The 22979-nt window shown below is 64.4% G+C and carries 22 protein-coding genes; 7 read left to right on the forward strand and 15 right to left on the reverse strand.

The window, feature by feature from the left end; translation table 11 throughout:
* Positions 1 to 10 precede the first annotated feature (10 nt).
* Genes IQ24_RS07250 through glmM form a run of 3 tightly spaced genes read left to right on the forward strand, consistent with a single transcriptional unit; the run spans position 11 to position 3113 of the window.
* Positions 11 to 793 (forward strand): dihydroneopterin aldolase, encoded by a 783-nt coding sequence (locus IQ24_RS07250; RefSeq protein ID WP_145397149.1) that lies wholly within the window; start codon positions 11 to 13, stop codon positions 791 to 793.
* Positions 790 to 1770: a dihydropteroate synthase gene (gene folP / locus IQ24_RS07255; protein ID WP_145397150.1), complete on the forward strand. Its 981-nt coding sequence runs from the start codon at positions 790 to 792 to the stop codon at positions 1768 to 1770. The genes IQ24_RS07250 and folP overlap by 4 nt, the downstream gene beginning before the upstream one ends.
* Positions 1767 to 3113 (forward strand): phosphoglucosamine mutase, encoded by a 1347-nt coding sequence (glmM, locus tag IQ24_RS07260; RefSeq protein ID WP_145397151.1) that lies wholly within the window; start codon positions 1767 to 1769, stop codon positions 3111 to 3113. The genes folP and glmM overlap by 4 nt, the downstream gene beginning before the upstream one ends.
* Here glmM and IQ24_RS07265 read toward each other — a convergent pair.
* From IQ24_RS07265 to dksA, 3 genes are all read right to left on the reverse strand, one after another.
* The gene (locus IQ24_RS07265) at positions 3110 to 4240 is read right to left on the reverse strand and encodes an FAD-dependent oxidoreductase (RefSeq protein ID WP_145397152.1); all 1131 of its coding nucleotides are present in this window, start codon (positions 4238 to 4240) and stop codon (positions 3110 to 3112) included. The genes glmM and IQ24_RS07265 overlap by 4 nt on opposite strands.
* Complete coding sequence (locus IQ24_RS07270; protein WP_145397153.1) at positions 4237 to 4800, reverse strand: DJ-1/PfpI family protein; 564 nt, start codon at positions 4798 to 4800, stop codon at positions 4237 to 4239. The genes IQ24_RS07265 and IQ24_RS07270 overlap by 4 nt, the downstream gene beginning before the upstream one ends.
* A 67-nt stretch (positions 4801 to 4867) precedes the next feature.
* Complete coding sequence (gene dksA, locus IQ24_RS07275; protein ID WP_145397154.1) at positions 4868 to 5290, reverse strand: RNA polymerase-binding protein DksA; 423 nt, start codon at positions 5288 to 5290, stop codon at positions 4868 to 4870.
* Positions 5291 to 5450: 160 nt separating this feature from the next.
* Here dksA and IQ24_RS07280 point away from each other — a divergent pair, with 160 nt between their 5' ends.
* Together IQ24_RS07280 and IQ24_RS07285 are read left to right on the forward strand one after the other, a co-directional pair.
* Complete coding sequence (locus IQ24_RS07280; protein WP_145397155.1) at positions 5451 to 6296, forward strand: AAA family ATPase; 846 nt, start codon at positions 5451 to 5453, stop codon at positions 6294 to 6296.
* 3 nt (positions 6297 to 6299) lie between these two features.
* Entirely contained in the window at positions 6300 to 6749 is a 450-nt protein-coding gene (locus IQ24_RS07285; protein WP_145397156.1) for a GNAT family N-acetyltransferase, read from the forward strand.
* 45 nt (positions 6750 to 6794) lie between these two features.
* Here the strand turns inward: IQ24_RS07285 and IQ24_RS07290 are convergent, their stop codons facing one another.
* The 11 genes from IQ24_RS07290 to sucC all read right to left on the reverse strand — a co-directional run bounded on the left by IQ24_RS07290 (position 6795) and on the right by sucC (position 17835).
* Complete coding sequence (locus IQ24_RS07290) at positions 6795 to 7295, reverse strand: lytic transglycosylase domain-containing protein (protein WP_145397157.1); 501 nt, start codon at positions 7293 to 7295, stop codon at positions 6795 to 6797.
* 122 nt (positions 7296 to 7417) lie between these two features.
* Positions 7418 to 8812, reverse strand: coding sequence for a dihydrolipoyl dehydrogenase (lpdA, locus tag IQ24_RS07295; protein WP_145397158.1), 1395 nt, complete (start codon positions 8810 to 8812; stop codon positions 7418 to 7420).
* 49 nt (positions 8813 to 8861) lie between these two features.
* A complete protein-coding gene (locus IQ24_RS07300; RefSeq protein ID WP_145397159.1) occupies positions 8862 to 9251 on the reverse strand; it encodes an MAPEG family protein in 390 nt (129 codons plus the stop codon).
* Positions 9251 to 9508, reverse strand: a complete 258-nt coding sequence (locus tag IQ24_RS07305) for a hypothetical protein (RefSeq protein WP_145397160.1) — start codon at positions 9506 to 9508, stop codon at positions 9251 to 9253. Before IQ24_RS07305 ends, IQ24_RS07300 begins: the two co-directional genes overlap by 1 nt.
* A 4-nt stretch (positions 9509 to 9512) precedes the next feature.
* A complete protein-coding gene (locus tag IQ24_RS07310; RefSeq protein WP_145397161.1) occupies positions 9513 to 9941 on the reverse strand; it encodes an EVE domain-containing protein in 429 nt (142 codons plus the stop codon).
* Between the two features lie 54 nt (positions 9942 to 9995).
* Complete coding sequence (gene odhB, locus IQ24_RS07315) at positions 9996 to 11546, reverse strand: 2-oxoglutarate dehydrogenase complex dihydrolipoyllysine-residue succinyltransferase (RefSeq protein ID WP_145397162.1); 1551 nt, start codon at positions 11544 to 11546, stop codon at positions 9996 to 9998.
* Positions 11547 to 11549: 3 nt separating this feature from the next.
* Positions 11550 to 14516 carry a 2-oxoglutarate dehydrogenase E1 component gene (locus tag IQ24_RS07320; protein WP_145397163.1) on the reverse strand — a complete coding sequence of 989 codons (2967 nt, stop codon included), beginning with the start codon at positions 14514 to 14516 and terminating at the stop codon, positions 11550 to 11552.
* A gap of 132 nt (positions 14517 to 14648) precedes the next feature.
* Complete coding sequence (locus tag IQ24_RS07325; protein WP_145397164.1) at positions 14649 to 15068, reverse strand: hypothetical protein; 420 nt, start codon at positions 15066 to 15068, stop codon at positions 14649 to 14651.
* 67 nt (positions 15069 to 15135) lie between these two features.
* Positions 15136 to 16020: a succinate--CoA ligase subunit alpha gene (gene sucD, locus IQ24_RS07330; RefSeq protein WP_145397165.1), complete on the reverse strand. Its 885-nt coding sequence runs from the start codon at positions 16018 to 16020 to the stop codon at positions 15136 to 15138.
* A gap of 43 nt (positions 16021 to 16063) precedes the next feature.
* Entirely contained in the window at positions 16064 to 16642 is a 579-nt protein-coding gene (locus tag IQ24_RS07335) for a hypothetical protein (RefSeq protein WP_145397166.1), read from the reverse strand.
* The gene (sucC, locus tag IQ24_RS07340; protein WP_145397167.1) at positions 16642 to 17835 is read right to left on the reverse strand and encodes an ADP-forming succinate--CoA ligase subunit beta; all 1194 of its coding nucleotides are present in this window, start codon (positions 17833 to 17835) and stop codon (positions 16642 to 16644) included. Before sucC ends, IQ24_RS07335 begins: the two co-directional genes overlap by 1 nt.
* 293 nt (positions 17836 to 18128) lie before the next feature.
* On the opposite strand from sucC, the gene IQ24_RS07345 reads away from it, so the two are divergent.
* Positions 18129 to 20990 (forward strand): beta strand repeat-containing protein, encoded by a 2862-nt coding sequence (locus IQ24_RS07345; RefSeq protein ID WP_145397168.1) that lies wholly within the window; start codon positions 18129 to 18131, stop codon positions 20988 to 20990.
* Between the two features lie 70 nt (positions 20991 to 21060).
* Here the strand turns inward: IQ24_RS07345 and mdh are convergent, their stop codons facing one another.
* Positions 21061 to 22023, reverse strand: coding sequence for a malate dehydrogenase (mdh, locus tag IQ24_RS07350; RefSeq protein WP_145397169.1), 963 nt, complete (start codon positions 22021 to 22023; stop codon positions 21061 to 21063).
* 172 nt (positions 22024 to 22195) lie between these two features.
* On the opposite strand from mdh, the gene IQ24_RS07355 reads away from it, so the two are divergent.
* Entirely contained in the window at positions 22196 to 22936 is a 741-nt protein-coding gene (locus tag IQ24_RS07355; protein WP_145397170.1) for a sulfite exporter TauE/SafE family protein, read from the forward strand.
* Positions 22937 to 22979 lie beyond the last annotated feature (43 nt).

Raw genomic sequence — 22979 nt, forward strand, 5'->3', positions numbered from 1 at the left:
TCTCGGCGCGATGGAACAGCCCGACCAGATACATTTGCGCGACTACATCGTCTCGACCGAGATCGGGGCCTTTCAGACCGAACGCGGCAATGAACAGCGGCTGCGCTTCAACCTGACGGTCGATCTGGCCCAGCATGTGGTGGGTGTGAATGATGAGGTCGACCGTATCCTCAGCTATGACATCCTGACCGGCGCGGTGGCCATCGGCCTTGCCGACCAGCGCTATGACCTGCTGGAGACGCTGGCCGAAAAGATCTCGGCGCAGGTTCTGGCGCATCCGCGCGCCGCGCAGGTGACCGTCACCGTCGAAAAGCTGGACCGCATCCCCGGGGCCTTGGGCGTGACGCTGGTGCGCCGCTCGGCCCGGGTCGAGGCCGATCCGACCGAGGCGCCGGTTTCGGTCATGTTCCACAAGACCGAGGTGGCCTTGCCGCAGGGCGGGCTGGTCATCGTGCCCGATGCGCCGCATCTGCCGCTGCCGCAGGGCGGCAACCAGCGCGAGGTCGAGCTTCTGGCGCTGGATCAGGCCGCCTGGGCGCTGGCCGGGCATCTGGGCCTGACCATCGCCGACACGCGCACCGAAATCGACTGGGCTGCGACTGAACGCCGCGCGGTCGTCTGGGCCCCCTCGCGCATGGTGCGCGACGTGGCGGGCCTGCCGCCCGAGCCGCATGCGCTGGCCTTCTGGCTGGCCGATCGGCTGGGGGCCGAGAGGCTCTACTGGGCGCTGCCCGCCGGTGAGACGCCCCCGCCCGCACCCGAAGGTTTCACCATTCCGGTGCAGCAAAAATGAGCGAGGGCGGTGCCTATTACCGACCCATCCCCGATGAATATGGCCGCTGGACGCTGGCGGGCGGCTGGGTGCGTTTTTCCCGGTTCGAGATCCTGCGCCGTGGCCTGCCGCCCGAACTGACCGATTGCGCCCCGAATGAGGTGATGGTCCGGCTGACGCAGGAACGCCCGCCCGTGCTGGGCCTCTCGATGGACCAGCCCCGGCTGATGGGCATCGTGAACGCGACGCCCGACAGTTTCTCGGACGGCGGCACCTATGATCACCGCGATCATGCCCGCCAACTGGTCGCCGACGGGGCCGAGATCGTCGATATCGGCGGCGAATCCACCCGCCCCGGCGCGCTGGAGGTTCCAGCCAGCGAAGAGGCCGCCCGTGTCCTTCCCGCCATCGAGGCGGTCCGTGGCACCGCCGCCATCTCGGTCGATACGCGCAAGGCCGATGTCGCCCGTGCGGCGGTCGCGGCGGGGGCGGGGATGGTCAACGATGTCTCGGGCCTTGATTTCGACCCGGCGATGGCCGCGACCGTGGCCCAGACCGGGGCCGAGCTTTGCATCATGCACGCGCAAGGCCTGCCCGAGACGATGCAGCACGACCCGCGCTACGGCGATGTGGTTCTGGACGTCTATGATGCGCTCTCCACTCGCATTGCGCGGGCCGAGGCGGCGGGCATTCCCCGGCACCGCATCGTGATCGATCCGGGCATTGGTTTTGGCAAGACGCAAGAGCATAATCTGGCGATCATGCGGCGGATATCGCTGTATCATGCGCTTGGCTGTCCGGTCCTTCTGGGGATCTCGCGCAAGCGGTTCATCGGGGTGATCGGACAGGCCGAACATCCTGCGGACCGCGCGCCCGGAACTCTTGCGCTGACGCTTGCGGCTATCGCGCAGGGGGTTCAGATTCACCGCGTCCATGACGTGGCAATAATAAGGCAGGGCCTGCACCTGTGGCAGGCCGCAATGCGGAGCGAGACATGAGCAGAAAACTTTTCGGGACCGATGGCGTCCGGGGCCGCGCGAACTCACATCCGATGACCGCCGAAATGGCGCTGCGCCTTGGCGCGGCGGCCGGGCGCTATTTTCGCCGGGGCAGCGAGAACCAGCACCGCGTCGTGATCGGCAAGGACACGCGGCTGTCGGGCTATATGCTGGAAAACGCGCTGACGGCGGGGCTGACCAGCACGGGCATGAATGTCCTGCTGCTGGGGCCGGTGCCGACGCCTGCGGTGGGGTATCTCACGCGCTCGATGCGTGCGGATGTTGGCATCATGATCTCGGCCAGCCACAATCCGGCGCATGACAATGGCATCAAGTTCTTCGGCCCCGACGGCTTCAAGCTGTCCGATGAGGCCGAGGCGGAAATCGAATCCATCGTCGCTGCCGAAATCGCCCCGGCGCAGCCGCAGAACATCGGGCGCGCCAAGCGCATCGATGACGGGCGCGGGCGCTATGTCGAATATGCCAAGACCACCTTCCCGGCGGGCAAGCGTCTGGACGGGCTGAAGGTCGTGGTCGATTGCGCCAATGGGGCCGCCTACCGCGCAGCACCCGACGTGCTGTGGGAACTGGGGGCCGAGGTCATTCCGCTGGGCGTCGACCCAAATGGCTTCAACATCAACGACGGCGTCGGCTCGACCCACCCCGAGGCCTGCGCGCGGGCCGTGCGCGAACATGGCGCGCATGTAGGCATCAGCCTTGATGGCGACGCCGACCGCGTGATGATCATCGACGAAAACGGCCGCGTCGCGGATGGCGACCAGATCATGGCGCTGCTGGCGGGCCGCTGGGCGGACGAGGGGCGGCTGCAGGGCGGCGCGCTGGTCGCCACCGTGATGTCGAACCTGGGGCTTGAGCGATTCTTGCAGCAGCGCGGGTTGCGGCTGGAGCGCACGGCCGTCGGCGACCGCTATGTGGTCGAACGCATGCGCGCCAATGGCTTCAACCTGGGCGGCGAGCAGTCGGGCCATATCGTGATGACCGATTATGCGACGACCGGCGACGGGCTGATCGCCAGCCTGCAGTTTCTGGCCGCGATGACCGACAGCGGGCGCTCGGCCTCGGAACTGGTGTCGCAGTTCCAGCCGGTGCCGCAGATGCTGAAGAATGTCCGCTATCAGGCGGGGGGCGATCCGCTGGCGCAGGACAGCGTCAAGGCCGAGATCGCACGGGCCGAGGCGCGGCTGCAAAGCTCGGGCCGGGTGCTGATCCGCAAATCAGGGACCGAGCCGCTGATCCGCGTCATGGCCGAGGCCGAGGATGAGGCGGTGCTACGTGAGGTCGTCGACGGAATCGTCGCGGCGGTGGAAAAGGCGGCGGCCTAGGCGCGCATCAGCGTCGGGTCGAAGTCGTAAAGCCAGCTGAACCGCTCGATCAGGCGCGTCGGCGCCAGTTTCGACACCGCGCGCAGCCCGGCATGGGCGACCGCGCGGGTCGGGCCGCGCAGGTGATAGTTGCGGGCGTTGGCATTGGCGGCCTCGACGATGCGCTGGCAGCGCTCCTGACGCAGCGACTGATAGCGGGACAGCGCCTGTGCCTGATCCGGTGTCTCATCAAGGCAGGCGGCCAGCACCCAGGCGTCCTCGATGGCCATGACCGCGCCCTGCGCCAGAAAAGGCAGGGTGGGATGCGCAGCATCGCCCAGAATGACGCGCCGCCCGTCCTGCCAATGCTGCGCGACGGGGTGGCGGAACAGCCCCCAGACCGAGACCTCATCGATCTGCGACAGCCAGCCCGAGACCGGGCCGCCAAAACGGGCGAAGGCCGCGCGCAGTTCCGCCGGGTCGCCGGGCTGGCTCCAGCCCTCGTCCAGCCAGTCGGGGCGTTCGACCACGGCGACGATATTGCGCAGCCCGTTCTTCAGCGGATAGCTGACCAGATGCCGCCCCGGCCCCATGAAGACCTGCGGCACAGCAGCCGAGTCATCGTCGGAAATCAGCGCGCGCCACGCCGTCTGGCCGGTGAAAAAGGGCGTCTCGGGCCCGTTCAGCACCGGGCGCAACACGCTTTTCACCCCATCCGCGCCGATCAGCAGCCCATCCGCGACGGATTCGGGCGTAGCGTCCTGCCCCAGCAGGACCTGCACCCCGGCGGCCCGCGCGGCCTCGGCCAGCACGTCGATCAGCCGGGCGCGATGGGTCAGATAGAAGCGATCTTCGGGCCGATGCCGCGCCATATGCAGATGCGAGACAAGCCGGCCCGCGGAATCGCGCAGCACCACCCCGGTCGAGCGCAATGAGACCGCATCCAGCGCCGCGCCAAGGCCAAGCGCCTCGAACACCCGCACCGCATTGGGCGAGATCTGCAGGCCCGCGCCAACCTCGGTCAGGGCGGGCGCGCGCTCAAGCACGGTGACCTCGGCGCCGCGCTGCGCCAGCGCGCAGGCGACGGTCAGCCCGGCGATGCCCGCGCCGATGACCGTGACGGGCCGTTGTCGGACGGCCCCGCTCAGGACAGGTGCTCCGCCGCCAATGCGCCCTGCAACTGCTGCAGATCCGCAGCCGAAAGCCCGGCGGCGGCCAGAACCAGCGCCGCGAAACTGGCCGGAGCGGTGCCGGGCGCGCTGATGATGCCGCGATCCTCGATCGCGCGGGGGCTGGTCTGGTAATGAGCCTCGCCCGCATAGGCGGGGACATGACCCTTCAGAAACTCGACCGAATTCGAGGTATGGGCGACATCCTGCAAGAGCCCGGCCCGCGCCAGCGCCAGCGTGCCGCCGCAGATCGCGGCAACGGTCTGGCCGCGATCATGCGCCGCCTTCAACTGATTTGAGATGTCAGGGGCGGCTGCGGTTTCCCAGATCGTGCCGCCGCAGATGACGATGACCTCATCGCCCTGCGGCTGGAAGGGGGCCAGATTGCAGGCCGTCAGCCCGCCCATCGAGGTGACATTGCCGCCATCGGGCGAGGTCAGCCGGACGTCTACGCCGAACCAAGCGCGCCCGGGGGCCGAGATCAGGCTGGTCTCCCAATCGGCAAAACCCTCGGTCAGCAGGATCAGAACTGGGCGCATCTGACGTTCCCTTTCGGAATGCGAAGGCCGCCCGACAGGCGGCCTTTCAAGCGTCTGGCAAAGGGGATCAGTCGTCGCGGTGCACGCGCTCGCGGCGTTCGTGCTTTTCCTGCGCTTCCAGCGTCATCGTGGCGATGGGGCGCGCGTCCAGCCGCTTGAGGCTGATGGGTTCGCCCGACATCTCGCAATAGCCGTATTCGCCGGTCTCGATCCGGCGCAGCGCCGAGTCGATCTTGCTGACCAGCTTGCGCTGACGGTCGCGGGTGCGCAGTTCCAGCGCGCGGTCGGTTTCCTCAGAGGCGCGGTCGGCCAGATCGGGGACGTTGCGGGCGCTTTCCTGCAGGCCCTCCAGTGTCTCGGCGGACAGTTCCAGAAGCTCGTGCTTCCACGCGATCAGCTTGCGGCGAAAGTATTCCAGCTGACGCTCGTTCATGAAGGGTTCGTCTTCGGCTGGGCGATAGTCGTCGGGCAGGAAGGTCTGGGCTTTCATCGTTCCTCCGGTGTCCGGGCCACGAATACCCGGTCCTCGCGCACCATGTAGGCGATGATGGTCGGATTGTCACTAGGCCATTCCTAGTTCGATCGGCACAAACTTGCGCTGCCACCGGGGGGGCATTAGGTTCGCGCAGAGTTCCCGAAAGGATTGCCAGATGCAGTTTTCCTCAACCGAGACCTATGTTGCGCCCCCCGACCTTGCCATGGCGGTGAACGCGGCGATCACGCTTGAGCGGCCGCTTCTGGTCAAGGGTGAGCCCGGCACCGGCAAGACCGAACTGGCCCGGCAGGTGGCCGCCAGCCTGAATCTGCCGATGGTCGAATGGAACATCAAATCGACCACCCGTGCCCAGCAGGGGCTTTACGAATATGACGCGGTGTCGCGCCTGCGTGACAGCCAGCTGGGCGACGCGCGCGTGCATGACATCGGCAACTATATCCGCGAGGGCAAGCTGTGGCAGGCGTTCGAGGCCGATCACAAGGTCGTCCTGCTGATCGATGAGGTCGACAAGGCCGATATCGAGTTTCCGAACGACCTCTTGCAGGAACTCGACCGTATGGAGTTTCACGTCTATGAGACTGGCCAGACCATCCGCGCGCAGCACCGCCCCGTGGTCATCATCACCTCGAACAACGAAAAAGAGCTGCCGGACGCCTTCCTGCGCCGCTGCTTCTTCCATTACATCCGCTTCCCCGATGCCGAGACGCTCAAGCGCATCGTCGATGTGCATTACCCGGGCCTGAAGCCCGCGCTTCTGGACGAGGCGCTGCACCAGTTTACCGAATTGCGCGAGGTGCAGGGGCTGAAGAAAAAGCCCTCGACCAGCGAGCTGCTGGACTGGCTGAAGCTGATTCTGGCCGAGGATCTGTCGCCCGAGGACCTGAAGCGTCCGGCGGGCGAGATGCTGCCGAAGATGCACGGGGCGCTTTTGAAGAACGAACAGGACGTGTCGCTGTTCGAAAAGCTGGCCTTCATGGCGCGCCGCCAGCAGGGGCGCTAGATCATGCAGATCCGCCCGCTGGAGCCCCGCGACCGCGCCGAATGGCAGCGGCTTTATCAGGGCTATCAGGCCTTTTACGGCTTCCACGACCGGCCCGAGGCCTTCTATGACGCCGCTTTCGCGCGGCTGATGTCGGGCGCGGCGCAGGATTTTCACGGGCTGGTCGCCGAGGCCGAGGGGCAGTTGATCGGCCTGACGCATTACGTCTTTCACCCGAACCTCTGGCGCGAGGAAGGCGTCTGCTATCTGCAGGATCTGTTCACCGATGCAGCCGCGCGGGGCAAGGGCGCGGGGCGCGCGCTGATCGAGGCGGTCTATGCCGCCGCCGACCGCGCGGGCGTGCCCAATGTCTATTGGCTGACCGCCGAGGACAATTATCCGGGCCGCGCGCTTTACGACCGGGTTGGGGTCAAATCGCCCTTCATCCGCTATAACCGTCCGCCTCAGGCATGAAAAAAGCGGCCCCAGGGGCCGCTTTCAAGGTGATCCGCTAGGGGATCAGCGAAGCCCGGTTTCTTGCAGAAGGCCTTTGCGCTTGGCTTCATAGTAATAGCCCTTGGCGTACCAGCTGACGGCGGCGTCTTGATTGCCACCGGCGACCAGATAGGCGCCGCGCAGGTATTTCACTGCATATTTCAGGTTGGTTTCGGCATCCAGCAGTCCCTCGGGGGCGCCGCGATAGCCCATGCCACGCGCGGTGGCGGGCAGGATCTGCATCAGCCCGTAATAGGGGCCGTTGCGGGCGCCGGGACGGTGACGGGATTCGCGGATGACCACGCGGTGAACCAGTTCGGGCGGAACCTGATATTCAGCCGAGTATTTGTTGATCAGGCGGCGCAGTTCCGGCGTCTCGTTCGGGTGCAGACCGGCGGTCTGCGTCTGAGCGGCGGATTTGCGGGGCTCAACCAGATAGCGGCGGTCGGGATCGACGGAGTTGTCGCCGCAGGCAGAAACAGCCAGCAGGCCACCGACAGCCAGCAGTCGGATCAAGGTTTTCATCACTGTCCTCGTTTTCCTTTGGAAAAATCCTTAAACCGGTTCGCGCGATCCAACCAAACCAAAACGAAAGGCCGCCCATGGAAGGGCGGCCAGTCGGCGAGATCTTGCCGGTTTTCAGCGGATCAGGCGTGGATTGCGCCGTCTCCAAGGGCCAGAGCGGCCTCACGCACCGCTTCCGAGCAGGTCGGATGCGCGTGGCAGGTCAGCGCGATGTCCTGAGCCGAGGCCCCGAACTCCATCGCGACGCAGACCTCGTGAATCATCTCTCCGGCGTTCGGGCCGATGATGTGGCAGCCCAGAACCCGGTCGGTTTCCGCATCGGCGATCATCTTGACGAAGCCGTCGGCCTGGAACAGGGCCTTGGCGCGGGCGTTGCCCATGAAGGGGAACTTGCCGACCTTGATCTTGCGGCCGGTGGCCTTCGCGGCCTCCTCGGTCAGGCCGACCGAGGCGACTTCGGGCGTCGTATAGATCACGCCGGGGATGACGTCATAATTCACATGACCATGCTTGCCGGCGATGACTTCGGCGGCGGCCATGCCTTCATCCTCGGCCTTGTGGGCCAGCATCGGGCCGGGCACCGCGTCGCCGATGGCATAGACGCCGGGCACATTGGACTGCCAGTGCTTGTCGACCTGCACGAAGCCGCGGTCGGTCATCTGCACGCCCAGCTTGTCCAGGCCCAGCCCGTCGACATAGGGGCGACGGCCGGTGGCGACCAGCACGACATCGGCCTTGATCTCATGCTCGCTGTCGTCCTTGCGCAGCTTGTATTCGACCTCGGCCTTGCCGCCCTTGACCTCGACCTCCGAGACTGCAGCGCCCAGAACGAACTTCAGGCCCTGCTTGGCCAGGATCTTCTGGAACTGTTTTTGCACCTCGCCGTCCATGCCGGGGGTGATGGCGTCCAGATATTCGACCACCGTGACCTCGGCCCCAAGGCGCGCATAGACCGAGCCAAGCTCAAGCCCGATCACGCCCGCACCGATGACGACCATCGAGCCCGGGACCTTCTTCAGCGCCAGCGCGCCGGTGGAATCGACGACGACGCCCGCATCATTGTCGACCGTCACACCCTTCAGCGCCGAAGGGACCGAGCCGGTGGCGATGACGATGTTCTTGGTGTCATAGGTGGTGTCGCCGACCTTGACCTTGCCGGGGGCCTCGATCGTGGCCCAGCCCTTCAGCCAGTCGATCTTGTTCTTCTTGAACAGGAATTCGATGCCTTTGGTATTGCCGGTGACGGTCTCGGCCTTGTAGCCCAGCATCTTCGCCCAATCGACCTTCACCTCGGGGGTGATCAGGCCCATCTTGGCGAAATTCTCATGCGTTTCGTGCAGCATGTGGCTGGCGTGCAGAAGAGCCTTGGACGGGATGCAGCCGACGTTCAGGCAGGTGCCGCCCAGCGTCTCGCGGCCTTCGACGCACGCAACCTTCAGGCCAAGCTGGGCCGCGCGGATCGCGCAGACATAGCCGCCGGGACCGGCGCCGATGACGATGAGATCGTAGGTGGACATTCAAACTCTCCTTGAGGTGTGCAACCGACGGCAGGTCGGCGGTGGCTGGTCAGAGCAAGGCGATGAGGATCATCGCAACGGTTGAAAAAAAGCCCACGCCCCAGATCAGCGATCGCCAGGGCGACAGGCCGAAGGCATAGGCGGGGATGTAGAGAATGCGGGCCAGCAGATAGAGCCACGAGAAGAACACCGTCCACACATTGGTGGCGTCGCTCATCGTGACCAGAACAACCGCAATCGTGAAAAGAACCAGCCCTTCGAAATGGTTGTTGACCGCCCGGCGCAGCCGGCCGGTCAGGGGCGAGAATTCGGGCTGGGTGTCACGCGCGCTGGCGTTCCACTTTGCGCCGACATCGCGGTTCATCACAGCCCCGGCCAGCATGATCTGCGTGGCCTGAAGCAGGGCGGCAAGGCCAAGGGCGGTGAGTTCAGCAGACATCAAGCGGTCTCAAGCACGTGCGAGCGGGTGCCCGTCACCCCGGCCTGACTGTTGAAGACGCCCGCCGCGCCCTGCAGATAGGCGGTCGCGGCCTTGACGTCGCTGACCTGATAAAGGGCCCAGACGCCATGCCCGGTTTCGCGCCACAGTTGCAGCAGGCTCAGCCCGTTGTTGCCCCGATCCTCGGCATCGGCGTCGAAGGCCGATTTGAAGCGGGCGTAATCGGCGGTCTCATAGTGAACGAGCATTTGGGTCATGGCGTTACTCCTTTAACATGGCGGCGTGAATGGTCTGGAAATCTGCCGCAGAAATTTCAAACAAGCCACGGCGGGCAAGCATGCCCCAGTTGCCGCGGGTAAACTCCAGCCTATCTGCTAAACGGGCGATGGGCGTTTCGGTTGCCTTGCCCCAATCGACATCACGCCGCCAGCCGGTCATGCCCGGGGCCATTTCGGCCTGATAGGGCTGACCCTCGCGGATGCGACCGATCGCGGTGAAGGCCTTCAGGGGCGCGCCATCCGGAAAGCTGACCTTCGGCGAATAGAAGATCAGCCAATGCCCGGGCAGCACGCGCCGGAGGGGCGCCTCTTTCCCGTGGTTCAGCATCGCAAACCCGCCTGCGACACCGCGCATCACGTGCTCGCGTGAGACGGTGCCGATCCAGTGGCGGGGCTCAACGCTGTCGGGCATGAGAGGCTCCCTGTTCGCAGGGCGCGCGGCCGAAAGGGTCGCGCGCCATCCGGATCACAGATCCATCAACAGACGGCGCGGATCCTCAAGCGCTTCCTTGACGCGCACGAGGAAGGTCACGGCGCCCTTGCCGTCGACGATGCGGTGGTCATAGCTCAGCGCCAGATACATCATCGGGCGGATGACGATCTGGCCATTCTCGACCACCGGGCGGTCCTGGATCTTGTGCATGCCAAGGATCCCCGACTGCGGCGGGTTCAGAATGGGCGAGGACATCAGCGAGCCATAGACGCCACCGTTCGAGATGGTGAAGGTGCCGCCCTGCATTTCCGCCATGGTCAGCTTGCCGTCGCGGGCGCGCAGACCCAGTTCGGCGATTTCCTTCTCGATCTGGGCGAAGCTTTTCAGATCGGCGTCGCGCACGACCGGAACGACCAGACCCGAGGGCGTGCCCACGGCGACGCCCATGTTGACGTAATGCTTGTAGACCACGTCGCCGCCGTCGATCTCGGCGTTGACCTCGGGCACTTCCTTCAGCGCGTGGCAGCAGGCCTTCACGAAGAAGGACATGAAGCCCAGCTTCACTTTGTGCTTCTTCTCGAACTGGTCCTTGTAGGTGTTGCGCAGGCCCATGATGCCCGACATGTCCACCTCGTTATAGGTGGTCAGCATGGCGGCGGTGTTCTGCGCGTCCTTCAGGCGGCGGGCGATGGTCGCACGCAGGCGGGTCATCTTGACGCGCTCTTCCCGGGCGGCGTCCTGCGCCGACGAGGGCTGGCGCGGCGCTGCGGCCGGGGCCGGAGCCGCCGAGGCTGCGGCAGCCGGGGCCGAACCGGCGCGGGCCACGTCTTCCTTCATCACACGGCCGTCGCGGCCGGTGCCGGTGACCGCATCGCGGTTGATGCCGGCTTCGGCCATGGCTTTCTTGGCCGAGGGTGCGTCCTCGACATCGCTGCGACCGGCGGTGGCCGCCGGGGCTGCAGCAGCGGCAGGGGCGGCGGCAGCAGCCGGAGCAGCCGCAGGCGCGAGCGTGGGGGCAGCGCCCGCCGCACCTTCGGTGATGATGGCCAGTTTCGCATTCGCGTCGACCGTGGTGCCTTCGGGGGCGAAGATCTCGCTCAACACGCCCGCTGCCGGAGCCGGAACCTCGACCGAGACCTTGTCGGTCTCAAGCTCGCACAGCATTTCGTCCTGCTGGACGCTGTCGCCGACTTTCTTGAACCAGGTCGCGACGGTCGCTTCGGTCACGCTTTCGCCCAGGGTGGGCACCATCACATCGACGGGTTTTCCGCTCATAGTCACTGTTCCTTCACTGGGCTTGGCGCCCGATTTCTCTTTGGGCAGCATTTCTTCGGGACCGGCGTTCCCCTCTTCCATGATCTGCGCGATCAGGGCGTTGGGGGCGACGGTGGTCCCTTCCGGGGCGATGATTTCGGCCAGTCGACCGGTTACGGGCGAGGGGACCTCGACCGTCACCTTGTCGGTTTCAAGTTCGCACAGCATTTCATCCGTCGCGACATGGTCACCCGGTTTCTTGAACCAGGTGGCCACAGTCGCTTCAGAGACCGATTCCCCCAAAGCGGGGACGCGTACTTCGACAGCCATATGTCAGTCCTTGATGGTGGTCGCGTCGTTGACCAGCGCGTCCTGTTCGGCCTTGTGGCGCGAGGCAAGGCCCGTTGCCGGAGAAGCCGCCGCCGCCCGTCCGACATAGCGCGGGCGGGTGTGATCGGCGCCGATATGGTTCAGCACCCATTCCAGGTTCGGCTCGACAAAGCTCCAGCCGCCCTGGTTCTTGGGCTCTTCCTGACACCAGACGATTTCGGCCTTCTTGAAGCGCTCCAGCTCGCGGACCATCGACTGGGCCGGGAAGGGATAGAACTGCTCAAGACGCAGGATATAGACATCGTCCGCACCAGCCGCGTTCCGCGCCTGCAAGAGGTCATAATAGACCTTGCCCGAGCAGATCACGACACGCTTGATCTTGTCGTCGGGCTGCAGTTTGAAGTCCGACTTGCCGCGTTCGGCATCATCCTGCAGCACGCGGTGGAAGCTGGAACCGGTGGTGAACTCATCAGCCGAAGAGACCGCCAGCGGGTGACGCAGCAGCGACTTCGGCGTCATCAGGATCAGCGGCTTGCGGAAGTTCCGCTTCAGCTGGCGACGCAGGATGTGGAAATAGTTGGCGGGGGTCGAGCAGTTGGCGACGATCCAGTTATCCTCGGCGCAGCCCTGCAGCCAGCGCTCCAGCCGGGCCGAGCTGTGCTCGGGGCCCTGACCTTCATAGCCATGCGGCAGCAGGCAGACGAGGCCCGACATGCGCAGCCATTTCTTTTCGCCCGAGCTGATGAACTGGTCGAACATGATCTGCGCGCCGTTGGCGAAGTCGCCGAACTGGGCTTCCCACAGGGTCAGCGTGTTGGGTTCGGACAGCGAATAGCCGTATTCGAAGCCCAGCACCGCATATTCCGACAGCATCGAGTCGATGACCTCGTAGCGGGCCTGACCGCTGCGGATGTGGTTCAGCGGATAGTAACGCTCTTCCGTGGTCTGGTCGGTGAAGGCCGAGTGGCGCTGCGAGAAGGTGCCGCGCGTCGAATCCTGACCGGCCAGACGGACCGGATGCCCCTCGGTCAGCAGAGAGCCGAAGGCCAGCGCCTCGCCCGTGGCCCAGTCGAAGCCCTGTCCGGTGTCGAACATCTTCGACTTCGTCTCCAGCAGGCGACCGACGGTCTTGTGCAGATCCAGATCCGCCGGATGCTTGACCAGCGCCTTGCCGATATCGGCCATGGTCTCGGGCGAGATGGCGGTTTCGCCGCGGTTGTATTCCTCGGGCTCGATCGTCAGGCCCGACCACTTGCCGTCCAGCCAGTCGGCCTTGTTCGGCTTGAAGTTCTTGCCCGCCTCGAATTCCTCGTTCAGCAGCGCCTGGAAGGCGGCCTTCATTTCCTCGATCTCGCCCTCGGGGACCAGACCGTCGGCGACGAGGCGTTCGGTGTAAAGCTGCAGCGTGGTCTTGTGGCCCTTGATGCTTTTGTACATCGCCGGGTTGGTGAACATCGGCTCATCGCCTTCGTTGTGACCGAAGCGGCGATAGCAGAAGATGTCGATGACCACGTCCTTGTGGAACTTCTGGCGGAACTCGGTCGCGACGCGCGCGGCATGGACCACGGCCTCGGGGTCGTCGCCGTTCACGTGGAAGATCGGCGCTTCCACCATCAGCGCGATATCCGTGGGATAAGGCGAGGTGCGCGAGAAGCTGGGCGCGGTGGTGAAGCCGATCTGGTTGTTCACGATGATATGGATCGTGCCACCCGTGCGATGGCCCTTGATGCCCGAAAGCTGCAGACATTCCGCCACGATGCCCTGACCGGCGAAGGCCGCGTCACCATGCAGCAGCACCGGCAGAACGGCGGTCCGCAGATCGGTGTCGTTCATCTGGTCCTGCTTGGCGCGGACCTTGCCCAGCACGACCGGGTTCACCGCTTCGAGGTGGGAGGGGTTCGCGGTCAGCGACAGGTGCACGGTGTTCGAATCGAACGTCCGGTCGGAGGAGGCGCCAAGGTGGTATTTCACGTCGCCTGAGCCGTCCACATCCTCGGGCTTGTAGCTGCCGCCCTGGAATTCGTGGAAGATCGCGCGGTAGGGCTTGCCCATCACATTGGCGAGCACCGACAGGCGGCCCCGGTGGGGCATGCCGATGGCGACTTCCTTCACCCCAAGCGCGCCACCGCGCTTGATGATCTGTTCCATCGCCGGGATCAGCGCCTCGGCACCGTCAAGGCCGAAGCGCTTGGTGCCCATGTATTTGACATGCAGGAACTTTTCGTAGCCCTCGGCTTCGACCAGCTTGTTCAGGATGGCGCGGCGGCCTTCGCGGGTGAAGGCGATTTCCTTGCCGTAACCCTCGATCCGCTCTTTCAGCCACGAGGCCTGCTCGGGGTCCGAGATATGCATGTATTGCAGCGCGAAGGTGCCGCAATAGGTCTGCTCCATCAGCTGCACGATCTGACGGATCGAGGCGATCTGCAGGCCCAATACGTTGTCGATGAAGATCGGGCGGTCCAGATCGCCGGGGCCGAAACCATAGGTCGCGGGGTCCAGCTCGCCATGATCGGGCGCGTCGCGCAGGCGCAGCGGGTCGAGGTTGGCGTGCAGGTGACCCCGGATCCGGTAGGCGCGGATCAGCATGATGGCGCGGACGCTGTCCAGCACCGCACGCTTCAGCTGGTCGTCGGTCAGGGCGATGCCCTTCGCTTCGGCCTTGGCGGCGATCTTGTCCAGCGCCGCGCTGGCCTCGGTCTTGGTCGACATCGGCCATTCGCCGGTCAGCGCCGAGGTGGTCTCATCCGAGGGGACCGGCGGCCAATCCTTGCGCTGCCAGCTTGCGCCCTGCGCTTCGCGGGTGACGACGGCTTCCTCGTCGCCAAGGCTGCTGAAAAAGCTGTCCCAGGCCGCATCCACCGCCGAGGGGTCCTTGGCCCATTGGCCATAGAGCTGCTCGACATAGGCGGCGTTCTGACCCTGCAGGAAGCTCGAGTCGCGGAAGGCGGAGTTGGGGGATTGATCGTTCATGGTTCAAACGTCCAGTTCGGTACAGACGGCGATGATCGCGGGATGAGGCAGGTCGGCGACATGCTGGCCTGCAGCGGGAAGAAAGCGGGGTATGCGTAGGAATGATGCGGAAGGGATCAAGGTTTCGGCTCCTCACGCACAGATGATGTCGATTTTGCGCGCGCCGGGATCGTCGAAGGGCTCGGCCAGCGGCTGAACCTCGATCCGCACGGGGCGTTTGCGCTCCAGCCCGCACAACGCCGAGGCGGCGTGCTGGTCGGCCCCGTTGGGCGCGCGTTCGGGGTGATAGATCAACCGCCAGCCCGCGTCGTTGCGGTTGACGGTGCGCACGGCCTGCTGGGGAAGGCGGGTCGCCTCGTGCAGGTTCGTGCGGGCGGGAACGCCGCCGCGCAGGATATCCTCGGTCGGCGCGCGCCCGCAGGCGGTCAGCGCCAAGGCGATGCCCAGAAGCAGGGTGGTCCGGCCAGCCATGCGGCGGAGGGGCAGAAGGGGCCCGTCACCGTCGGCAGGGGCGGAGGCTGCAAGCTGAAGTCTGATGCCGTCGACAAACACTTCATGAACCCGCGGTTAAACTGTCGCAGTCCCAAGGTAGGTAGGGACTGCGACTAAGTCAAAAGTCTTACTTGCCGATGGCTTTCAGCACGGCCTCGCCCAGACCGGCGGGGCTGTCGGCAACGATGATCCCGGCCTTCTTCATGGCCTCGATCTTCGATTCCGCGTCACCCTTGCCGCCCGAGACGATGGCACCGGCATGGCCCATGCGGCGACCCGGAGGAGCGGTGCGGCCGGCGATGAAGCCGGCGGTGGGCTTCCAGTTGCCCTTTTTCTTCTGCTCGGCCAGGAATTCGGCGGCCTCTTCTTCGGCCGAACCACCGATTTCACCGATCATGATGATCGAGGTGGTTTCCGGATCGTCAAGGAACAGCTTCAGCACGTCGATGTGCTCCATCCCCTTGATCGGGTCGCCGCCGATGCCGACTGCCGAGGACTGGCCAAGGCCCACATCCGAGGTCTGCTTCACGGCTTCATAGGTCAGCGTGCCCGAGCGCGAGACGACGCCCACCGAACCACGGCGGAAGATCGAGCCCGGCATGATGCCGATCTTGCATTCGTCCGGCGTCATGATGCCGGGGCAGTTCGGGCCGATCAGACGCGAATTGCTGTCCAAGAGCGCGCGCTTGACGCGCATCATGTCCAGAACCGGAATGCCTTCGGTGATCGCGACGATCAGCGGGATCTCGGCGTCGATGGCTTCCAGGATCGAGTCGGCCGCGAAGGGCGGCGGCACATAGATCACGGTCGCATTGGCGCCGGTTTTCGCCACGGCTTCGTGGGCCGAGTTGAAGACCGGCAGGCCCAGATGCTCGGATCCGCCTTTGCCGGGCGTCACGCCGCCGACCATCTTGGTGCCGTAAGCGATTGCCTGTTCGGTGTGGAACGTCCCCTGCGAGCCGGTAATGCCCTGACAGATGACTTTGGTGTTTTTATCTACGAGAACAGCCACTTGGGCCTCCTTGGATATATGTTTCTCGTCTGGCCGCGGCGCATCAGGGCGCGGCTCGGTATTTTTCTATGGCGACGGTGGCGACGTTGTCGGCCGACTGGACAGAGACGCTGGCGGTCGGCGGAAAATCGGCATTGGTCAGCACCTCCGAGCGCATCTGACCTTCCGAACCGCTGCTCAGCAGGGCAGGACCGCCGCCGATGCCACCGATCCGCACGGGATCGGTGCCGATCAGGGTCAGCGCCCCGGCGGTCGCGGCATCATGCACCTCGTCCCGCAGCTCTGAGGGCACTGAGCGTCCGCTCAGCATAATCACGCAACTCGCATGAATGCCGCCGGGCAGCTTGACGGCCGTCACGGTCATGATGCCGAAAACGTCCTCTGCCGCATCGGGGATGGCGCTGGTCGCTGTCACGATATTGCCGTCCGTCGTGGTCATGACCGTGGATTGGCCGTCAGCGGCCGCACCCAGGGTCAGAACCCTGGCCGGGTCCGAGAGGGCCGCATCGCAATCGGCATAAAGCTTGTCGACAAGCTTCTTGCCCGTGCCGTCGGCCGCCTGAGCCGTCGAGGCCCCTGCAGTCAGCAGCAGGATCGCTGCGATTTGGCCCGCCCGCCGCATCAGCCCTTCACCGCTTTCACGATCTTCTGTGCCGCGTCGGACAGATCGTCAGCCGCGATCACGTTCAGACCGGATTTCGCGATGATCTCCTTGCCCAGCTCGACGTTCGTGCCCTCAAGGCGCACGACCAGCGGAACTTGCAGGCCGACCTCTTTCACGGCGGCGATGATACCTTCCGCGATGATGTCGCAGCGCATGATGCCGCCGAAGATGTTGACCAGGATGCCTTTGACATTCGGGTCCGAGGTGATGATCTTGAACGCCTCGGTCACTTTCTCTTTCGTGGCGCCGCCGCCAACGTCAAGGAAGTTCGCAGGCTCGGCACCGAACAGCTTGATGATGTCCATCGTGGCCATCGCCAGACCCGCGCCGTTCACCATACAGCCGATTTCGCCGTCCAGAGCGATGTAGTTGAGGTCGTATTTCGACGCCTCAAGCTCTTTCGGGTCTTCTTCGGTGGTGTCGCGCAGCTCGATGATGTCGCTGTGACGGTAGAGCGCGTTGTTGTCGAAGCCCATCTTGGCGTCCAGCGCCTTGATGTTGCCATCGGGCATGACGATCAGCGGGTTGATCTCCAGCATCTCCATGTCCTTGTCCAGGAACAGGCGATACAGGTTCTTGACCAGAGCCACGCATTGCTTGACCTGCGCACCCTCAAGCCCAAGGGCGAAGGCGACGCGGCGGCCGTGGAAATCCGAAAGGCCCGAGGCCGGATCGACGCTGAAGCTGACGATCTTTTCGGGGGTCGAGGCTGCGACTTCCTCGATGTCCATGCCGCCTTCGGTCGAGGCGACGAAGCTGACGCGCGAGGTGCCACGGTCGACCAGCAGCGCCAGATAAAGCTCGCGCGCGATGTCCGAACCGTCTTCGATATAGATGCGGTTGACCTGCTTGCCGGTCTCGCCGGTCTGGTGCGTGACCAGCGTGCGGCCCAGCATCTGACGGGCCAGTTCCTCGGCCTCGGTCACCGATTTGGCCAGGCGGACGCCGCCTTTTTCACCGGCTTCCTTTTCCTTGAAGTGGCCTTTGCCACGGCCACCGGCGTGGATCTGGGCCTTCACGACCCAAAGCGGTCCGCCAAGCTCGCCTGCGGCGGCTTTCGCCTCATCGGCCCGGGTGACGACGCGACCGTCGGAAACCGGCACGCCATACTGGCGCAGCAGCGCCTTGGCCTGGTATTCATGGATATTCATGAGCAATTCCCCGCTAATTCGGTTGGCGGCGTTCTGGCACATTGCGGCCAGCCCATGAAGCGTTATGACGCCTTTGTCACCGGAAACAGCGCTGTTTTGCCGTTTTGTGATCGCAACCTCGAAGGGTGTGATCACAAACCTGCCCGGACGCCTGTCGGGGCTTCGAACGGCTTATATGACCGTTAGAGCTAACGTTGGGTCATCGATTCTTGTCGGGCAGGAAATGCTGGCGCATTTTTATTGCACGGTGCTAAGCAGGGCGCACAGCGAAATTCAGTGATGCGAGTGGGCCGATGGCAAATATTACGGGAACCGCAGGTAACGACAATCTGGTGGGCTTTCCAGAAGCGGATCAGATCTATGGACTGGCGGGCAACGACTCGATTACCGGGGGCGGCGGGAATGACCTGCTGGACGGTGGTTCAGGCGACGATACCTTCTATATCGGTGGCAATAACTTCGGCCTGGACACATTCCGCGGCGGTGAAGGTTATGACACGATCTGGATCAACGCGAACATCAGCGTCCAGAATTTCCAGCTGACCACGGCGAATGTCAGCGGCGTCGAGGTGCTGCGTTTCGGCATCGGAAACTATCTGACCGGCACGAACGGCAATGATGTGTTCAACATCAGCGGCGTCGGCTCGGTCTATAACTATAACCGCATCGAGATGAACGAGGGGAATGACCTCTTCACCGGCCATGCGGGCAACGACTATGTCAACGGCGGCGCGGGCAATGACACGCTGAACGGGCTGGCAGGCAATGACGAGCTGCGCGGCGGCAGCGGCAACGACCTGCTGAACGGCGGCTCGGGCGACGATTACTTCTATATCGGCGGCAATGACATCGGCCGCGATACGTTCCAGGGCGGTGACGGAAACGACACGATCTGGATCGAGTCGAACATCAGCGTGCAGAACTTCCAGATGACCACGGCGAATGTCGCAGGGATCGAGACGCTGCGCTTCGGCATCGGCAACTATCTGAGCGGCACGAACGGCAATGATGTGTTCAACATCAGCGGCATCAACTCGATCTATAACTATAACCGCATCGAGATGAACGAGGGGAACGACCTCTTCACCGGCCATGCAGGCAACGACTATGTCAACGGCGGTGCGGGCAATGACACGCTGAACGGGCTTGCGGGCAATGACGAGCTGCGCGGCGGCGGCGGCAACGACCTGCTGAATGGCGGCTCGGGCGACGATTACTTCTATATCGGTGGCAATGACATCGGCCGCGATACCTTCGCCGGTGGCGATGGGAATGACACGATCTGGATCGAGTCGAACATCAACGTGCAGAACTTCCAGCTGACCTCGGCCAATGTCGCGAGCATCGAGGTGCTGCGCTTCGGCATTGGCAACTATCTGGGCGGGACCAACGGCAATGATGTGTTCAACATCAGCGGCGTCGGCTCGGTCTACAATTACAACACCATCGAGTTGCTGGAAGGGCATGACAGCTTCACCGGCCATGCGGGCAACGACTATGTCGACAGCGGCGCCGGTAACGACACGCTGGTCGGCGGTGCGGGCGATGACCGCCTGAACGGCGGCACCGGCATTGATACCGTGACCTATCTGGATGCGGGCGCGGGCGTCACCGTCAACCTGGGCATCACCAATGCGCAGGTCATCGGCGGCGGGCGCGGCAGCGATACGCTGACCTCGATCGAGAACGTGACCGGCTCGAACCACGCCGACCGCCTGACGGGCAATGCCGTCGCCAACCTGCTGCTGGGCGGCATGGGCAATGACACGCTGACCGGCGGCGCGGGCAACGACACGCTGAACGGCGGCATGGGAATGGATACCGCCGCCTATGCGGGTGCGACGGCGGGTGTCAGCGTCAATCTGGCGCTGACCGGGCCGCAGGTCATCGGGGCGGGTCTGGGCGCCGACGTGCTGATCGCCATCGAAAGCGTGATCGGTTCAGCCTATGCAGACACGCTGTCGGGCAATGCGTTGGCGAACGCTCTGGAGGGCGGCGGGGGCAATGACTCGCTGAACGGGCTTTACGGCAATGACACGCTGCTGGGTGGTGCGGGCATTGACACGCTGAACGGCGGCCTCGGCGACGATGTCATCAACGGCGGCGAGGGTGTCGATACGGCCATCTTTGCCGGAGGCACGAACTTTACCGTCAATCTGGGCGTGACCGGCCGTCAGAACACCGGGCAGGGCAGCGACCAGATTGTCGGGATCGAGAACCTGATCGGCGGCACGGGCAATGATGCCTTCACCGGCAATGGCCTTGCGAACCTGCTGAACGGTCAGGCGGGCAATGACACCCTGTTGGGTCTGGGCGGCAATGACACGCTGGTCGGCGGCCTTGGCAATGACCTGATGGACGGCGGGGCCGGGGTCGATACGATCCTGTTCTCGGGCGCGGCCAATGGCATCCGCGTCAACCTGAACCTCAGCACCGTGCAGGCCACGGGGCAGGGCAATGACATCATCCGTGGCGTCGAGAACCTGACCGGCAGTGCCTTCAACGACGTCTTCACCGGCACTGCCGCCAACAACCTGCTGATCGGCAATGGCGGCAACGATTCGCTGGCGGGCATGGGCGGCAACGACACGCTGGACGGCGGTTTGGGCAATGACACGCTGGACGGCGGCGCGGGCATCGACACGCTGATCTTCTCGGGCGCGGGGGCGGTGCGGGTCAATCTGGCGCAGACCACGGCCCAGAACACCGGCATGGGCATCGATGTGCTGCGCGGGTTCGAGAATGTCGTCTCGGGCAATGGTGCGGACCTGCTACGCGGCAACACGCTGGCCAACACCCTGAACTCGGGCGGCGGCAATGACATGCTGTACGGCGGCCTTGGCAACGACACGCTGCTGGCGGGCGCAGGCGACGACTTCCTGTGGGGCGAGGGTGGCAATGACATCCTGACCGGCGGCCTTGGCGTGGATCGCTTCGCCTTCGACGCGAACAATGGCAACGACCGCGTCACCGACTTCCAGGACGGGATCGACCGCGTCGTTATCCGCACGGGGGCCGAGAACTTCAGCCAGGTGAACGTCACCTATGATCCGAACAACTACTCGAACACGGTCCTGACCTTCGGCGGCACCACGGTGACGCTGGTGGGCGTGTCCTACTGGAACATCACGGCCTCGGATTTCGAGTTCATCTGATCCAGCCGCAACGGAAAGCCCCCGGAAGAGCGATCTTCCGGGGGCTTTTCTATCTCTTGTCAGCTGTGGCTCAGGCCAGCGACGGATCGATGCCCTTGCAAGCCTCGACGAGGCCCTTCACCGCATCGACCGACTTGTCGAACATGGCCTGTTCGTCCTTGTCCAGCTTGATGTCGATGACTTTTTCGATGCCATTCGCGCCGATCACGGTGGGCACGCCCACATACATGCCGTCCAGACCATAGGCGCCCTTCACGAAGGCGGCGCAGGGCAGAACGCGCTTCTGGTCTTTCAGATAGGCTTCGGCCATTTCGATGGCGCTGGTTGCCGGGGCGTAGAAGGCGGAACCGGTCTTCAGCAGGCCCACGATCTCGGCGCCGCCATCACGGGTGCGCTGGACGATGGCGTCCAGTTTCTCCTGCGTGGTCCAGCCCATCTTGACCAGATCCGGCAGCGGGATGCCTGCGACGGTGGAATAGCGGGCCAGCGGCACCATGGTGTCGCCGTGACCGCCCAGAACGAAGGCGGTGACGTCCTTCATCGAGACGCCGAATTCCAGCGACAGGAAGTGACGGAAGCGGGCCGAGTCCAGCACGCCAGCCATGCCGACAACTTTCTCGGCGGGCAGGCCGCTGAATTCGCGCAGCGCCCAGACCATGGCGTCCAGCGGGTTGGTGATGCAGATCACGAAAGCGTTCGGGGCATGCTTGGCAATGCCTTCGCCCACGGATTTCATGACCTTGAGGTTGATGCCCAGAAGATCGTCGCGGCTCATGCCCGGCTTGCGGGCGACGCCTGCGGTGACGATGCAGACGTCCGCGCCTGCGATGTCCGCATAGTCGTTCGTGCCTTTCATCGTGGCATCGAACCCTTCCGAGGGACCCGATTCAGCAATGTCCAGCGCCTTGCCCTGAGGGGTGCCTTCGGCGATGTCGAACAGGACGACGTCGCCCAGTTCCTTCATCGCTGCCAGATGCGCAAGAGTGCCGCCGATCTGTCCAGCGCCGATGAGAGCGATCTTGGGTCGGGCCATGTTAACCTCCGATTTGGATGATGGTTCGCCGCAGCCCCTAGTGCTTTAGCACGAGAATCGCAAGTCTCGGCGGCACGGCACCCAAAATGAGACCGCTATCAGTCGCCTGCATTGCATGCCGGACGCAGTTGGCATAGGCGGGCAGGGGTATCAAGCAAGCTGGACGGCGCAGATGGATCTGGGCACGACGGGCTGGATCCTGGGGGCGATTGCCGCCTTCGCGGTCGGGCTGGCAAAGGGCGGACTGTCGATGGTGGGCGTGATCGCCGTGCCGCTGATGGCGCTGAAGGTGCCTCCGGTGCAGGCGGCGGGGATCTTGCTGCCGGTCTATATCCTCTCGGACATCGGTGGGCTGATCGCCTTTCGCAAGGATTTTGACCGCAATGTGCTGGTCAAGCTGCTGCCGGGCGCGGTCTCGGGCATTCTGCTGGGCTGGGCCACGGCGCATCTGGTCAGCGAAAGCACGGTCGAGCTGATCGTCGGCGTCATTGGCCTTGCCTTCGGCCTGAACGCGCTGCTGCGCCGCAACGGCATGCAAGAGGCGAAGTCGCCCCAATGGGGCCCGGGCACGTTCTGGGGCGTGATCGCGGGCTATACCAGCTTCGTCGCCCATGCGGGCGCGCCGCCCTATCAGGTCTATGCCCAGCCGCTGCGCATGTCGGCGATGACCTATGCCGGGACGACGACGATCTTTTTCGCCATCTGCAACATCATCAAGCTGGGCCCCTATGCGCTGCTGGGCCAGCTTTCGGCCCAGAACATGACCGTCGCCGCGATCCTGACAGTGCCCGCGATCCTTGGGGTGATCTGCGGGCTCTGGTTGGTCAAGCGCATGTCTCAGGCCGTCTTTTACCGCTTCATCACCTGGGCCTTGATCCTCGTTTCGCTGCGGCTGATCTGGGCGGGCCTATAGCAACGGCAGGTATTTGCCGCGGTGCGGCGAAACAGAGCTTGCG

Source organism: Paracoccus sulfuroxidans, from assembly GCF_007830335.1.
GTDB lineage: Bacteria > Pseudomonadota > Alphaproteobacteria > Rhodobacterales > Rhodobacteraceae > Paracoccus > Paracoccus sulfuroxidans.

Bases quoted from the DNA above. Each gene is read 5' to 3' on its own strand.
- IQ24_RS07310 (WP_145397161.1), bottom strand. From the start codon at position 9,941: ATGCCCGACAGCGTTGAGCCCCGCCACTGGATCGGCACCGTCTCACGC.
- IQ24_RS07280 (WP_145397155.1), top strand. From the start codon at position 5,451: ATGCAGTTTTCCTCAACCGAGACCTATGTTGCGCCCCCCGACCTTGCC.
- IQ24_RS07355 (WP_145397170.1), top strand. From the start codon at position 22,196: ATGGATCTGGGCACGACGGGCTGGATCCTGGGGGCGATTGCCGCCTTC.
- folP (WP_145397150.1), top strand. From the start codon at position 790: ATGAGCGAGGGCGGTGCCTATTACCGACCCATCCCCGATGAATATGGC.
- IQ24_RS07305 (WP_145397160.1), bottom strand. From the start codon at position 9,508: ATGACCCAAATGCTCGTTCACTATGAGACCGCCGATTACGCCCGCTTC.
- IQ24_RS07285 (WP_145397156.1), top strand. From the start codon at position 6,300: ATGCAGATCCGCCCGCTGGAGCCCCGCGACCGCGCCGAATGGCAGCGG.
- IQ24_RS07250 (WP_145397149.1), top strand. From the start codon at position 11: ATGGAACAGCCCGACCAGATACATTTGCGCGACTACATCGTCTCGACC.
- sucC (WP_145397167.1), bottom strand. From the start codon at position 17,835: ATGAATATCCATGAATACCAGGCCAAGGCGCTGCTGCGCCAGTATGGC.
- lpdA (WP_145397158.1), bottom strand. From the start codon at position 8,812: ATGTCCACCTACGATCTCATCGTCATCGGCGCCGGTCCCGGCGGCTAT.
- glmM (WP_145397151.1), top strand. From the start codon at position 1,767: ATGAGCAGAAAACTTTTCGGGACCGATGGCGTCCGGGGCCGCGCGAAC.
- mdh (WP_145397169.1), bottom strand. From the start codon at position 22,023: ATGGCCCGACCCAAGATCGCTCTCATCGGCGCTGGACAGATCGGCGGC.
- IQ24_RS07320 (WP_145397163.1), bottom strand. From the start codon at position 14,516: ATGAACGATCAATCCCCCAACTCCGCCTTCCGCGACTCGAGCTTCCTG.
- IQ24_RS07270 (WP_145397153.1), bottom strand. From the start codon at position 4,800: ATGCGCCCAGTTCTGATCCTGCTGACCGAGGGTTTTGCCGATTGGGAG.
- IQ24_RS07345 (WP_145397168.1), top strand. From the start codon at position 18,129: ATGGCAAATATTACGGGAACCGCAGGTAACGACAATCTGGTGGGCTTT.
- IQ24_RS07290 (WP_145397157.1), bottom strand. From the start codon at position 7,295: ATGAAAACCTTGATCCGACTGCTGGCTGTCGGTGGCCTGCTGGCTGTT.
- IQ24_RS07335 (WP_145397166.1), bottom strand. From the start codon at position 16,642: ATGCGGCGGGCGGGCCAAATCGCAGCGATCCTGCTGCTGACTGCAGGG.
- odhB (WP_145397162.1), bottom strand. From the start codon at position 11,546: ATGGCTGTCGAAGTACGCGTCCCCGCTTTGGGGGAATCGGTCTCTGAA.
- IQ24_RS07300 (WP_145397159.1), bottom strand. From the start codon at position 9,251: ATGTCTGCTGAACTCACCGCCCTTGGCCTTGCCGCCCTGCTTCAGGCC.
- dksA (WP_145397154.1), bottom strand. From the start codon at position 5,290: ATGAAAGCCCAGACCTTCCTGCCCGACGACTATCGCCCAGCCGAAGAC.